The 13771-nt window shown below is 69.6% G+C and carries 14 protein-coding genes; 11 read left to right on the forward strand and 3 right to left on the reverse strand.

All coding sequences use genetic code 11. From position 1 onward, the window contains the following. Nucleotides 1-480: adenylosuccinate lyase (locus AOK22_RS29560; protein WP_055701795.1), on the reverse strand; the 480-nt coding region annotated here is incomplete at its 3' end. Between the two features lie 355 nt (nucleotides 481-835). Between AOK22_RS29560 and AOK22_RS29565 the strand changes: the two genes are divergently transcribed. The 11 genes from AOK22_RS29565 (at nucleotide 836) to AOK22_RS29615 (ending at nucleotide 12632) form a co-directional block, all read left to right on the forward strand. Next, nucleotides 836-2617 carry a 3-hydroxyacyl-CoA dehydrogenase family protein gene (locus tag AOK22_RS29565; RefSeq protein ID WP_055701783.1) on the forward strand — a complete coding sequence of 594 codons (1782 nt, stop codon included), beginning with the start codon at nucleotides 836-838 and terminating at the stop codon, nucleotides 2615-2617. Nucleotides 2618-2711: 94 nt separating this feature from the next. After that, nucleotides 2712-3536 carry a TetR family transcriptional regulator gene (locus AOK22_RS29570; RefSeq protein ID WP_193433196.1) on the forward strand — a complete coding sequence of 275 codons (825 nt, stop codon included), beginning with the start codon at nucleotides 2712-2714 and terminating at the stop codon, nucleotides 3534-3536. Between the two features lie 416 nt (nucleotides 3537-3952). After that, complete coding sequence (ccrA, locus tag AOK22_RS29575; protein ID WP_055701785.1) at nucleotides 3953-5290, forward strand: crotonyl-CoA carboxylase/reductase; 1338 nt, start codon at nucleotides 3953-3955, stop codon at nucleotides 5288-5290. Nucleotides 5291-5312: 22 nt separating this feature from the next. Beyond that, nucleotides 5313-7361 (forward strand): protein meaA, encoded by a 2049-nt coding sequence (locus tag AOK22_RS29580; RefSeq protein WP_055701786.1) that lies wholly within the window; start codon nucleotides 5313-5315, stop codon nucleotides 7359-7361. Then, entirely contained in the window at nucleotides 7358-8323 is a 966-nt protein-coding gene (locus tag AOK22_RS29585; protein WP_055701787.1) for an HpcH/HpaI aldolase/citrate lyase family protein, read from the forward strand. Before AOK22_RS29580 ends, AOK22_RS29585 begins: the two co-directional genes overlap by 4 nt. Before the next feature lie 6 nt (nucleotides 8324-8329). After that, complete coding sequence (locus tag AOK22_RS29590) at nucleotides 8330-8842, forward strand: MaoC family dehydratase (RefSeq protein ID WP_055701788.1); 513 nt, start codon at nucleotides 8330-8332, stop codon at nucleotides 8840-8842. A gap of 2 nt (nucleotides 8843-8844) precedes the next feature. Beyond that, the gene (locus AOK22_RS29595; RefSeq protein WP_055701789.1) at nucleotides 8845-10050 is read left to right on the forward strand and encodes an acyl-CoA dehydrogenase family protein; all 1206 of its coding nucleotides are present in this window, start codon (nucleotides 8845-8847) and stop codon (nucleotides 10048-10050) included. Nucleotides 10051-10219: 169 nt separating this feature from the next. Then, a complete protein-coding gene (locus tag AOK22_RS29600) occupies nucleotides 10220-10876 on the forward strand; it encodes a phosphatidylserine decarboxylase (RefSeq protein WP_079036897.1) in 657 nt (218 codons plus the stop codon). Further along, the gene (pssA, locus tag AOK22_RS29605; RefSeq protein ID WP_079036898.1) at nucleotides 10863-11717 is read left to right on the forward strand and encodes a CDP-diacylglycerol--serine O-phosphatidyltransferase; all 855 of its coding nucleotides are present in this window, start codon (nucleotides 10863-10865) and stop codon (nucleotides 11715-11717) included. Before AOK22_RS29600 ends, pssA begins: the two co-directional genes overlap by 14 nt. A gap of 55 nt (nucleotides 11718-11772) precedes the next feature. Next, nucleotides 11773-11973 (forward strand): hypothetical protein, encoded by a 201-nt coding sequence (locus AOK22_RS29610; protein WP_055701792.1) that lies wholly within the window; start codon nucleotides 11773-11775, stop codon nucleotides 11971-11973. A 254-nt stretch (nucleotides 11974-12227) separates the two neighbouring features. Beyond that, the gene (locus AOK22_RS29615; RefSeq protein ID WP_055701793.1) at nucleotides 12228-12632 is read left to right on the forward strand and encodes a PaaX family transcriptional regulator C-terminal domain-containing protein; all 405 of its coding nucleotides are present in this window, start codon (nucleotides 12228-12230) and stop codon (nucleotides 12630-12632) included. 167 nt (nucleotides 12633-12799) lie between these two features. On the opposite strand, the gene AOK22_RS29620 is transcribed toward AOK22_RS29615, so the two are convergent. After that, nucleotides 12800-13558 carry a bestrophin-like domain gene (locus tag AOK22_RS29620; RefSeq protein ID WP_055701794.1) on the reverse strand — a complete coding sequence of 253 codons (759 nt, stop codon included), beginning with the start codon at nucleotides 13556-13558 and terminating at the stop codon, nucleotides 12800-12802. After that, nucleotides 13555-13771: hypothetical protein (locus AOK22_RS42265; RefSeq protein WP_208606465.1), on the reverse strand; the 217-nt coding region annotated here is incomplete at its 5' end. The genes AOK22_RS29620 and AOK22_RS42265, both read right to left, overlap by 4 nt.

Genomic DNA, 13771 nt, shown 5'->3' on the forward strand with positions numbered 1-13771 from the left:
GTCCCCCAGCGCCCCCAGCCCCTCCACGCACGCGAGCGCGATCCTGCCGAACGGATCGTGCGGCGCCAGCCTGCGCTCCAGGGTGGTGATCAGCGCGGGCACCGACTCCGGGGCGCGCAGTTCCGTCAGCAGCCGCACCGGGTGCAGGGCGTAGGCGATGCGGAGTTCGTTCGTGGCGAGCGCGGCCGCCGCGCGCGCCGTGCGCGGGTCACCGAGGCGCGCCAGGGCGTAGGCCGCGGCGGCGCAGCGCGGCGGATCCCGGTGGTTGAGGAGGAGGACGAGGGACTCGAAGGCCCTGCGGTCGCCGGCCACCCCGAGCCGGACCGCCACCAACTCCCGGGCCCACAAGGGCTGTCCCGGCGAGACCAGCACCTCGGCGAGCTCGTCGAGGTCCTCCGTGGCGATGAGCTTCTCGTACTCCTTGCTCCCTCCGGACTCTCCGCGTAAACGTTCCGTCACGGTCCGCAACTCCTGATCCATGGCCGCGAGCCTAAGCCTTACCCAGCGGTCGCGACGTAGATCACAGGTATCGGGCAACATCGGGGGCTGGCGCGCTCATTACTCGCGGGTTAATCTCAGGTGAGCGGGGCACACTCCCCTCTAGCACTTCCTCATGACGGCCTGGTGACGCAGCCGTCATGGGTGCAGGTCGGTTCGGTGCACCAGGCACCTCAGTACGACATGGCCCCGGGACAGGGCCGGTCGGTTCCTCTCCACCGGGTGCGGCGAGCGCGCCGCCCGGGGCACGACACACCCTCACCTTCCGCACGCCGTACGGCATGTGCCGTCTTCGCGTGTGCCCCTCAGTCGTCACTCTCTTTCCTGGAGTCCTCGCATGGACGCTCCTTTGAACACCGTCGCCGTCATCGGTCTGGGCACGATGGGCACCGGCATCGCCGAGGTCCTGTCCCGTGCGGGCCGCGAGGTCATCGGCATCGACATCAGCCAAGCGGCGGCCACCCGGGCGGTCGCGTCCCTGGAGGCCTCCACGGCCCGCGCGGTGCGCCGTGAACGCCTCACCGAGCAGGAGCGGCGCGACGCCCTCGCCCGCTTCCGCACCTTCACCGACCTCCAGGCCGCCGCCGACGCCGACCTGGTGATCGAGGTCGCCCCGGAGTCGTACGAGATCAAGCAGCAGATCGTCCGCGAGCTCGACACCGTCGTGCGCCCGGACACGATCATCGCGACCGGCACCAACGCGCTGTCCGTGACCCGGCTGGCCGCCGAGTCGGCCCGCCCCGAGCGCGTCCTCGGCCTGCACTTCTTCAACCCGGCGCCCGCGATGAAGCTCGTCGAGGTCGTCTCCTCCGTGCTGACCGCGCCCGCCGCCGTCGCCGCGGTCACCGAGCTGGCGTACGCGCTGGGCAAGGAGCCCGTGGCGGTCGGCGACCGCCCCGGCTTCGTCGCCGACGGGCTGCTCTTCGGCTACCTCAACCAGGCCGCCGCGATGTACGAGGCGAAGTACGCCTCCCGCGAGGACATCGACGCCGCGATGCGGCTGGGCTGCGGCCTGCCGATGGGCCCGCTCGCGCTGCTCGACCTCATCGGCGTGGACACCGCCCGCACCGTCCTCGACGCCATGTACGCCGAGTCCCGCGACCGGCTGCACGCGCCCGCGCCCATCCTCAAGCAGCTCAGCGAGGCCGGCCTGACCGGGCGCAAGGCGGGCCGCGGCTTCTACACGTACGCCGAGCCGGGCAGCGCGGACGTGGTGGCCGACTCGCTGACGCCGCGCGAGGACGCGGACCGGGCCGGGGGCCGCACGATCCGCTCGGTCGGCGTCGCCGGCTCCGGGACGATGGCCTCGGGCATCGCGGAGGTCTTCGCCAAGGCCGGCTACGACGTGGTGCTCGCCGCGCGCACCGACGAGAAGGCCCGGACGGCCAAGTCCCGCATCGGCACGTCGCTCGCGCGCTCCGTCGACAAGGGCCGGATGACCGCCGAGGCCGCGGCGCAGACGCTGGAGCGGATCACGCCGACCGGGTCGTACGAGGCGTTCGCGGACGTCGACCTGGCACTGGAGGCCATCGCCGAGGACCTGGCGGTCAAGCAGCAGCTGTTCGCGACGCTCGACAAGGTCTGCAAGCCGGGCGCGATCCTGGCCACCACGACCTCCTCGCTGCCGGTCGTCGCCTGCGCACGCGCCACCTCGCGCCCCCGCGACGTGATCGGCATGCACTTCTTCAACCCGGCGCCGGCGATGAAGCTCGTCGAGGTGGTCCGCACCGTGCTGACCTCGGACGACGTGCACGCCACCGTCCGCGAGGTCTGCACGCGGATCCGCAAGCACCCGGTGGACTGCGGCGACCGCGCCGGCTTCATCGTGAACGCGCTGCTCTTCCCGTACCTGAACAACGCGATCAAGATGGTCGAGGAGCACTACGCCTCGCTCGACGACATCGACGCCGCGATGAAGCTCGGCGGCGGCTACCCCATGGGCCCCTTCGAGCTCCTGGACGTCGTCGGCCTGGACGTCTCGCTCGCCATCGAGACGGTCCTGCACCGCGAGTTCCGCGACCCGGGCCTGGCCCCGGCGCCGCTCCTGGAGCACCTGGTGGCCGCGGGCTGCCTCGGCCGCAAGACGGGCCGTGGCTTCCGCGAATATGCCCGGCGCTGAGCCGACCGAAGGGCTCCTGGGCCAACGTACGGACTGGGGCGGGCTGCTCGAACCCTCGGGCGGCCCCGTCCCGCGGGAGCAGCGCGGCGCGCATATGCAGTACGTTCATGGCATGTCCAAGGCCGCCAAGTCCTCACGTAACGCCACCGCCGACGCTCCGGAGAGCGCCGCGGGCAGCCGTGCCGCCGCCCAACGGCTCAAGATGCGCCGGGAGCTGGCGGCGGCGGCCATGGAGCTCTTCGCGTCCAAGGGGTACGAGGCGACGACGGTCGACGAGATCGCCGCCGCCGCGGGCGTCGCCCGCCGGACCTTCTTCCGCCACTTCCGCTCCAAGGAAGAGGCGATCTTCCCGGACCACGACGACACCCTGATCCGCGCGGAGGCGGTGCTGAACGCGGCACCGCCGCACGAGCACCCGCTCGACACCGTGTGCCGCGGCATCAAGGAAGTCATGAAGATGTACGCGGCGCAGCCCTCCGTCTCCGTGGAGCGCTACCGCCTGACCCGCGAGGTCCCCACGCTCCGCGAGCGCGAGATCGCCTCGGTGGCCCGCTACGAGCGGCTGTTCACCCGCTATCTCCTGGGTCACTTCGACGAGCAGGCGCACCACGACGGCAACGACGACCCGCTGCTCGCCGAGGTCGCCGCCTCCGCGGTCGTCACGGCCCACAACCACGTCCTGCGGCGCTGGCTGCGGGCCGGCGGCCAGGGCGACGTGGAGACCCATCTGGACCACGCCTTCGCCATCGTCCGCCGTACCTTCGGCACCGGCATCGGCGCGGGGCGCGACGCCTCCCCCGCCTCGGTCCCCGCGACGGCCTCCGCGCAGGGCGAGGTCCTCGTCACGGTGGCCCGTACGGACGCCCCGCTGGACGAGGTCATGCGGACCATCGAGAAGGCGCTGAGGGAGCGTTCCTGACGGTGCTCGGGGAGCGCTTCTAGGTAGGTTTTCACCCGATTCGTCCTTGGCTTTTGAGGGGCCTCTACCGGCTGGTAGCGGCCCCTCAGTCATGCCGTCACCCCCTCTGACCTGCACTGATCGATCATCGGTCAAAAACTCATGGCACTCAGTGTCTTGCCCGTTGGCACGCGGTGTCATACGTTGATGTTGTCCGGGCGGCCGGCGTGCGGAGATCCTCCGTACGCCGGCTGTCCCCACAAGCCACGGCTTGAGCGCCCGGACGCCTGCGTCACAGGCACCTCCCACGCCCCACCAGGGCGTCGCCGAGCACCACCCTTCGCCGAACCGACGGCACACCTCCACAGCACCACCAGCACCCCGACGCAACCCTCAAGAGCGCTCCCGCAGGGCGCTTCTTCGCCGGAGGCAAAACCGTGAAGGAAATCCTGGACGCGATTCAGTCGCAGGACGCCAAGTCCGCCGACTTCGCCGCTCTCCCCCTGCCCGACTCGTACCGCGCGATCACCGTGCACAAGGACGAGACGGAGATGTTCGCGGGCCTGGAGACCCGCGACAAGGACCCGCGCAAGTCGCTCCACCTGGACGAGGTGCCGGTCCCCGAACTCGGCCCCGGTGAGGCCCTGGTGGCCGTCATGGCCTCGTCGGTGAACTACAACTCCGTGTGGACCTCGATCTTCGAGCCGCTGTCGACCTTCGGCTTCCTGGAGCGCTACGGCCGGCTCAGCGAGCTCACCAAGCGCCACGACCTGCCGTACCACGTCATCGGCTCCGACCTGGCGGGCGTCGTCCTGCGCACCGGCCCCGGCGTGAACTCCTGGAAGCCGGGCGACGAGGTCGTCGCGCACTGCCTCTCCGTCGAGCTGGAGTCCTCCGACGGCCACAACGACACGATGCTCGACCCCGAGCAGCGCATCTGGGGCTTCGAGACCAACTTCGGCGGCCTCGCCGAGATCGCGCTCGTCAAGTCCAACCAGCTCATGCCGAAGCCGGACCACCTGAGCTGGGAGGAGGCCGCCGCTCCCGGGCTCGTGAACTCGACCGCGTACCGCCAGCTCGTCTCGCGCAACGGCGCCGGCATGAAGCAGGGCGACAACGTCCTGATCTGGGGCGCGAGCGGTGGACTCGGCAGCTACGCCACGCAGTTCGCGCTGGCCGGTGGCGCCAACCCGATCTGTGTCGTCTCCAGCGAGCAGAAGGCGGACATCTGCCGGTCCATGGGCGCCGAGGCGATCATCGACCGCAGCGCCGAGGGCTACAAGTTCTGGAAGGACGAGCGCACCCAGGACCCCAAGGAGTGGAAGCGCTTCGGCAAGCGCATCCGCGAGTTCACCGGCGGCGAGGACATCGACATCGTCTTCGAGCACCCCGGCCGCGAGACCTTCGGCGCCAGCGTCTACGTCACGCGCAAGGGCGGCACCATCACCACCTGCGCCTCCACCTCGGGCTATATGCACGAGTACGACAACCGCTACCTGTGGATGTCCCTCAAGCGCATCATCGGCTCGCACTTCGCCAACTACCGCGAGGCGTGGGAGGCCAACCGCCTGATCGCCAAGGGCAAGATCCACCCCACGCTCTCCAAGGTCTACTCCCTGGAGGAGACCGGCCAGGCGGCCCACGACGTCCACCGCAACGCCCACCAGGGCAAGGTCGGCGTCCTCGCGCTCGCGCCCAAGGAGGGCCTGGGCGTGCGCGACCCGGACATGCGGGCCAAGCACATCGACGCCATCAACCGTTTCCGCAACGTCTGAACCGAGCGAGGAGCAGCGGAGCATGACAGAGCGTCAGAAGGACCGGCCGTGGCTCATGCGGACGTACGCCGGTCACTCCACGGCGGAGGCGTCCAACGAGCTGTACCGTCGCAACCTCGCCAAGGGGCAGACGGGCCTCTCGGTCGCGTTCGACCTGCCCACCCAGACCGGGTACGACCCCGACCACGTCCTCGCCCGCGGCGAGGTCGGCCGGGTCGGCGTGCCGGTCTCGCACCTCGGTGACATGCGGCGCCTGTTCCAGGACATCCCCCTGGACCAGATGAACACCTCGATGACGATCAACGCCACCGCCATGTGGCTTCTGGCGCTCTACCAGGTGGTCGCGGAGGAGCAGGGCGCGGACATCGGCAAGCTCCAGGGGACGACGCAGAACGACATCGTCAAGGAGTACCTCTCGCGCGGGACGCACGTCTTCCCGCCGGGGCCCTCGCTGCGTCTGACCACCGACATGATCACGTATACGGTGGCCCACATCCCCAAGTGGAACCCCATCAACATCTGCAGCTATCACCTCCAGGAGGCGGGGGCCACACCGGTCCAGGAGATCGCGTACGCGATGTCCACCGCCGTCGCGGTTCTCGATGCCGTACGCGACTCAGGGCAGGTCCCCGAGGAGAAGTTCGGGGACGTCGTGGCCCGCATCTCCTTCTTCGTGAACGCGGGTGTCCGCTTCATCGAGGAGATGTGCAAGATGCGGGCGTTCGGGCGGATCTGGGATCAGATCACGCGCGAGCGGTACGGCATCGAGAACCCGAAACAGCGCCGCTTCCGCTACGGCGTGCAGGTCAACTCCCTGGGCCTGACCGAGGCCCAGCCGGAGAACAACGTCCAGCGGATCGTCCTGGAGATGCTGGCCGTCACCCTCTCCAAGGACGCCCGCGCGCGGGCCGTCCAACTGCCCGCCTGGAACGAGGCACTGGGACTGCCCCGCCCCTGGGACCAGCAGTGGTCCCTGCGCATCCAGCAGGTCCTCGCGCACGAGAGCGACCTGCTGGAGTACGAGGACATCTTCGCGGGCTCGCACGTCATCGAGAAGAAGGTCGACGAGCTGGTCGCCGAGTCGCTCGCCGAGATCGACCGGATCCAGGAGATGGGCGGCGCCATGGCCGCCGTCGAGTCGGGCTACCTCAAGTCCCAGCTCGTCTCCTCGCACGCCGAGCGCCGCGCCCGGATCGAGGGCGGCGAGGAGAAGATCGTCGGCGTGAACGTGTACGAGTCCACCGAGCCGAACCCGCTCACCGCCGACCTGGACGCCGCGATCATGACGGTCGACCACGCCGTCGAGGCGAAGGTCGTGCGGGCGATCGGCGACTGGCGCACCACGCGCCAGGAGTCCTCGGAGCGCCAGGGCATGGGCGACCCGTTCCACTACCCGACCACCCGGCAGGCCCTGGACCGCCTCAAGGAGGCCGCCGCGGGCACGGAGAACCTCATGGAGGCCACCCTCGAATGCGCCCGCGCCGGGGTCACGACCGGCGAGTGGGCGGGGGCCCTGCGCGAGGTGTTCGGCGAGTTCCGCGCACCCACCGGCGTCTCGTCGGCGCCGGTCGCGGTGGCCGCCGAGGCGGGCTCACCGCTCGCCGAGGTCCGCCGCAAGGTCGAGCGCACGGCCGACGAGCTCGGCGGCCGGCTGCGCCTCCTCGTCGGCAAGCCGGGTCTGGACGGCCACTCCAACGGCGCCGAGCAGATCGCCGTGCGGGCCCGCGACGCCGGGTTCGAGGTGGTCTACCAGGGCATCCGGCTCACCCCGGAGCAGATCGTGTCCGCCACGCTCGCCGAGGACGTGCACTGCGTCGGCCTGTCGATCCTCTCCGGGTCGCACGCCGAGCTGGTGCCCGACGTCCTGGAGCGGCTGCGCGAGGCGGGCGCCGCCGACATCCCCGTGATCGTCGGTGGCATCATCCCCAACGCCGACGCCGAGGACCTGAAGCGTGCGGGTGTCGCCGCCGTCTTCACGCCCAAGGACTTCGGCATCACGGAGATCATCGGCCGTATCGTCGACGAGATCCGGAAAGCGAACAACCTCGACCCGCTGGAGGTCCCCGCATGACCGCGCCCATCAACCGTCTGCGCCCCCGCCGCTCGTGTCTGGCGGTACCGGGCTCGAACCCGCGCTTCCTGGAGAAGGCCCAGGGCCTCCCCGCCGACCAGGTCTTCCTCGACCTGGAGGACGCCTGCGCGCCGCTCGCCAAGCCGGAGGCACGGCACACCATCGTCACGTTCCTCAACGAGGGCGACTGGACGGGCAAGACGCGGGTCGTGCGCGTCAACGACTGGACGACCGAGTGGACGTACCGCGACGTCGTCACCGTCGTCGAGGGCGCCGGCCAGAACCTCGACTGCATCATGCTGCCGAAGGTGCAGACGGCCGACCAGGTCGTCGCGCTGGACCTGCTGCTGACCCAGATCGAGAAGACGATGGGCTTCGAGGTCGGCAAGATCGGCATCGAGGCGCAGATCGAGAACGCCCGCGGCCTCAACAACGTCAACGCGATCGCCGAGGCCTCCCAGCGCGTCGAGACGATCATCTTCGGCCCGGCCGACTTCATGGCGTCCATCAACATGAAGTCCCTGGTCGTCGGCGAGCAGCCGCCCGGCTACGGCGCGGACGCCTACCACTACATCCTGATGAAGATCCTGATGGCCGCGCGCGCCAACGACCTCCAGGCGATCGACGGCCCCTACCTCCAGATCCGCAACGTGGAGGGCTACCGCGAGGTCGCGCAGCGCGCCGCGGCGCTCGGCTTCGACGGCAAGTGGGTGCTGCACCCGGGCCAGGTGGAGGCGTCGAACGAGATCTTCTCGCCCTCGCAGGAGGACTTCGACCACGCCGAGCTGATCCTGGACGCGTACGAGTACTACACGTCCGAGGCGGGCGGCAAGAAGGGCTCGGCGATGCTCGGCGACGAGATGATCGACGAGGCGAGCCGGAAGATGGCGCTGGTCATCTCCGGAAAGGGCCGTGCGGCGGGCATGCAGCGCACGTCCAAGTTCGAGGCCCCGGAGGCGTAAGACACCATGCAGTTCGGCCGCACCTACGAAGAGTTCGAAGTCGGCGCCGTGTACAAGCACTGGCCCGGGAAGACGGTCACCGAGTACGACGACCACCTCTTCTGTCTGCTCACCATGAACCACCACCCCCTCCACATGGACACGAACTATGCGGAGAAGACGACGGACTTCGGCAAGAACGTCGTCGTGGGCAACTACATCTACTCCCTGCTGCTCGGCATGAGCGTGCCGGACGTCTCCGGCAAGGCGATCGCCAACCTGGAGATCGAGTCGCTCAAGCACGTGGCACCGACCTTCCACGGCGACACGATCTACGGCGAGACGACCGTCCTGGACAAGACGCCGTCGAGGTCGAAGAGCGACCGCGGGATCGTCCACGTGGAGACCAGGGGCTACAAGCAGGACGGCACGCTGGTCTGTGTGTTCCGCCGCAAGGTGATGGTGCCCACCGAGACGTACATCAAGGAGCGCGGCGGCGAGCAGCCCGGCCGCCCGGAGCCGAAGCAGCAGGAGAAGTAGCCATGACGCGACTCGCCCAGACCGCCGGACTCACCGACGTCCAGCAGGAGATCCTTTCCACCGTCCGGGACTTCGTCGACAAGGAGATCATCCCGGTCGCCACGGAGCTGGAGCACCGTGACGAGTACCCGCAGCAGATCGTCGACGGCCTCAAGGAACTGGGCCTGTTCGGCCTGATGATCCCGGAGGAGTACGGCGGTCTCGGTGAGTCGCTGCTCACGTACGCGCTGTGCGTCGAGGAGATAGCGCGTGGCTGGATGTCGGTCTCCGGCATCATCAACACCCACTTCATCGTCGCCTACATGCTCAAGCAGCACGGCACGCAGGAGCAGAAGGACACCTTCCTGCCGCGCATGGCGGCCGGCGAGGTGCGCGGCGCGTTCTCCATGTCGGAGCCCGGACTCGGCTCCGATGTGTCGGCGATCACGTCGAAGGGCGTCAAGGACGGCGACGAGTACGTCCTCAACGGTCAGAAGATGTGGCTGACCAACGGCGGCACTTCCACGCTGGTCGCGGTCCTGTGCCGGAGTGACGAAGGACACCCCGAGGGCACGGCCCCGCACAAGTCGATGACGACCTTCCTCGTCGAGAAGGAGCCCGGATTCGGCGAGGTCCGTCCGGGCCTCACCATCCCCGGCAAGATCGACAAGATGGGTTACAAGGGCGTCGACACGACCGAACTCATCATGGATGGGCTGCGAATTCCGGCCAATCGCGTGCTCGGCGGCGCCACCGGCCGAGGGTTTTACCAAATGATGGACGGAGTCGAGGTCGGCCGCGTCAATGTCGCGGCACGTGGTTGCGGTGTCGCTCAGCGTGCATTTGAGCTCGGTGTCTCATATGCCCAGCAACGTCACACTTTCGGGAAGCCGATCGCCCAGCACCAGGCCATCCAGTTCAAGCTGGCCGAGATGGCTACCAAGGTCGAGGCCGCCCATGCGATGATGGTGAATGCAGCACGCAAAAAGGACTCCGGGGAACGAAACGACCTCGAAGCAGGGATGGCGAAGTACCTCGCCTCCGAATACTGCAAAGAAGTCGTGGAGGACGCGTTCCGGATTCACGGCGGTTACGGCTTCTCGAAGGAGTACGAGATCGAGCGCCTCTACCGGGAGGCCCCGATGCTGCTGATCGGTGAAGGTACCGCCGAGATCCAGAAAATGATCATTGGTCGTCGACTGCTCGAAGAGTATCGATTCCAGGGCTAAATGCCCGGTTTGGGGCGTTTTCTCCGCGAAGAAGATCACACCCTGTCAACACTCTTCGGCCGCCGACTCGGCTTCCTGGCTTGCCCAGTTGTGGCTCGCAACCGATAGCATCCGGAGAAAGCCGCCGTCCCCCGTTCATGCGCGGCATCATCCGCTACGAAGGTCATCCATGCCCCACAGCCAAACCTCTGCACCACGCGACGGCATTCTTAAGGGACGCCTTGCTCGCGGAGCATCGCCGTGGCTCCTGCCGACCGTCGCCACCGCGGCACTCAGCCTCGCCCGCGCGCGCCGCTCCAAGGGCGCCGCGGCCGTTGCCGTACCCGCCACCGCTCTGGCGGCGGGCATGCTGTGGTTCTTCCGCGACCCCGAGCGCGAGATCGCTCAGGGGCGGGTCATCTCCCCCGCCGACGGCGTGGTGCAGAGCATCATGCCGTGGAAGGACGGGCGCACCCGCGTCGCCATCTTCATGAGCCCGTTGAACGTCCACGTCAACCGCGCGCCCCTCGCGGGCACGGTGACGTCCGTGGAGCACGTGCCCGGCGGGTTCGTGCCGGCGTTCAACAAGGAGAGCGAGAACAACGAGCGCGTTGTCTGGCACTTCGACACCGAGCTCGGCGACATCGAGATGATCCAGATCGCGGGCGCGGTCGCGCGGCGCATCGTGCCGTACGTGCCGCAGGGCACGAAGGTGGAGCAGGGCGAACGGATTGGCCTGATCCGCTTCGGCTCTCGCGTCGACATCTACCTCCCCGAGGGTGTCGAGGTGGACGTCGAGGTCGGTCAGAAGACCGTGGCTGGGGTGACTCGAATTGACCGTGGTTGATCCTGAAACACAGGCCGGCTGGGTGCCGGAGGCAGTCGAGGACGAGGCCGAGGAGGAGATGCCTCTCTCACTGCGCCTCTCAATAGCGGACACCCTCACGCTCGGTAACGCCACGTGCGGGTTCATGGCGGTGTACTTCACCACCACCGGCATCCTCATCCCGCACCTGCAGGGCAGCAACGAGAGCGGCATGGCGCGGCACTCCGCCGCCACCACCGTGATCCTGATGCTCTGCGCGGCCGTCTTCGACCTGTTCGACGGGCTCGTGGCCCGCAAGCTGCGGTCCTCGCCGATGGGCGCGGAGCTGGACAACCTGTCCGACCTGATCAGCTTCGGGCTCGCCCCCGCCTACTTCGTCCTCGTCTACGGCATGGTCGCGGACGACGCGCACCAGCGCGTGGCGGCGGTGGGCGCGATCGTGGTGCTGCTGGCGGTGGTGCTGCGGCTTGCGCGGTTCAGTTGCGTGACCGTGAAGGACGGCACCTTCCAGGGCATGCCGTCCCCGTTCGGAGCGCTGACGGTCGTCTCGATCGTGCTCCTGGAGCTGCCCTTCGTGGCGACGCTCCTCGCGATCATCGGCACGGCCTGGCTCATGGTCAGCCGCGTCGAGTACCCCAAGCCGCGGGGTCCGCTCGCGGTGGCCATGCTCGCGTGGATCGTCGCGGCCATGGGCCTGCTCGCGGCCTGGGCGTTCGACGCCCCGGGCGGCCAGCTGCTCCTGCAGACCGGCTGCGCGCTCCAGCTCGTCCTCGGCGCGGTGATCCCCCTCTTCGCCACGGCTCGACGGGTCAACAACTTCCGCGACAACCGTCGCGAGGCGCGGGCGGCGCAGCTGCCGTAGCAGCGCCTGTACGGTGCCCCGGGGGCCTGAACCTTCTGGTTCGGGCCCCCTTCGCGTGCCCTGGGGCCGCACCAGGACCTTCACGTGGTCGTCCGGTCGCGCCGGCGCCGCCATCGCCTCGTCCACCCCCGCGAAACCCACCTCCCCGGTGATCAGCGCCGCCGCGTCCACCCTGCCGTCCGCGATCCTGTCCGGCGTCCGGGCGAACTCCTCCGGCGGGTACGCCCTGCACATCGTCACCGTGATGTCCTTGTAGATCCCGACCACGGGACGGAAGGTGCCCTCGGTCATGCAGGCGCCGATCAGGAGCACACGGGTGGCGCGCGGGGCCCGGTGCAGGACCGTGTTCAGCATGCCCGGCCGGCCCGAGCACTCGTACACGGACAGTGACTGGCCGGAAACGCTCGCCTCGCGCCACGCGTCGAAGGGGTCCCGCGTGGCCGGATCCACCACCACGTGCGCTCCGAAACGCTCTGCCAGCCCTCTGCGGCGCGCGGAGGGCGGCCCGGCGTGTGGATCGCGGCGGACGCGGGAGGGGTGGCCGCCCTCAAGGACCTGCTGCGGGAGCAGGGGCTCGCGCCGCACGCGACCTGGCTGGTCGCGCGCGGCGAGGACGACGGGGAGATCGTCGCCCGCGCCTGGGACCTGACGGCGGTACGGGCCGCGCACGAGGAGTTCGTCGGGCGCTTCGGCGCGGTGCGCGCGGACTCGGACGAGGCGGCGTTCGTCCTGCGGACGCGGCTGGTGCACGCGTGGCGCGGCACGTTCGAGCGGGATCCGCGCCTGCCCCGGCAACTGCTGCCGCCCGACTGGCCGGGGTTCGCGTCGACAAAGCTGTTCATCGACACCTGGCGCGGGCTGCGGGTTCCCGCGGACCGTCACTGGCGACGGCTGGCGCGGGACCCGCGCGCCTGACTCGCCGCCCCGCCGTGTACCCCTGCGCCGCCGCGGCCACGCCCGGCCCGCGGACGACCTTCATGCCGCCCGTGGCGCCGGAGTGGCCGGCGTGCCCGGATCCCGGCGGGGCCGGATCCGGGCACGCATGCTTCGGATGACCGGACGAGCGCCCCGGGACGGGGTGTTCAGACGCTGAGAAGATCCTGGAACGCGCTCGCCGACTCCGTCGCGGACCTGCCGTAGGGCGCGTCGAAGTTCCAGACGAGGAAGAGCAGGAAGGCGATCAGCGCGCTGAAGGTACCGGCGAGCAGCAGCTCCCGGCCCGAGCGTCTGATCTGCAGCGTGAAGATCAGCCCGACGGTGACGAGTGCCCCGGCGACCAGGCCGAACCAGACGACCCCGGGGAGGGTCTCCTCCGCGTTGTCGGCCCGTGCCCTGCGCGCCTCGTCGGCGGCGGCCACCTGGTCGAGCAGCGGCTGGTACGTCTGCGCCTCCAGTTCGCTCGCGGGCGGGCGGGCGGCGATGTCGTGGCGCAGGGTGTCGAGGAGTTCGGTGCCCCGGTCGGTGAGCTCGTGCTCCTCGATCATGAGCGGCCACTCGACGGTCGTCACGTGCTCGGTGTAGCGCCGCACGTCGTGCTGGATGCGCTCCTCGGCGTTCGCCGGGTAGACCTGCGCGCGCCGGGTGATCTCGTGCAGCGCCTGGGCCTCCTGGCGGGCGCTGTCCTCGGCGGCGCCGCGCGCCTCCCAGACGCCGGCGATGGCGAGTCCGAGGACGATGGCGTACACGACGCCGACCATCATCACCATGTACTCGATGACGTCGGGCGTCTCGCTGGTGTCGTCGTCGTCCGCGGGCACACGGCGGTGCCTGACCACGGTCATCGTCAGCACGACCGCACAGGCCAGCGCCATGGCGCCGCCGAGGACGATCCATTCCGTCACGAAGAGCCTCCGGAGGGGGAGTTGGGGCGGGATCGGGCGCCCGACGCGCCGCCCGCGGCGGAGCGCGAGCGCGGCCGCAGCAGGGCGGCGGCGAGGACCGCGGGCGTGGTGACGACCATCGTGGTCGTCACCACGGACCGCCCGCCCACGCGCTCCGCGTCCTTCGGCGGGCGGTAGGCCGGCGCGGGGTAGGAAGGCGGGGCAGGGGGGTCG

This window comes from Streptomyces silaceus (assembly GCF_001419745.1).
Lineage (GTDB): Bacteria > Actinomycetota > Actinomycetes > Streptomycetales > Streptomycetaceae > Streptomyces > Streptomyces silaceus.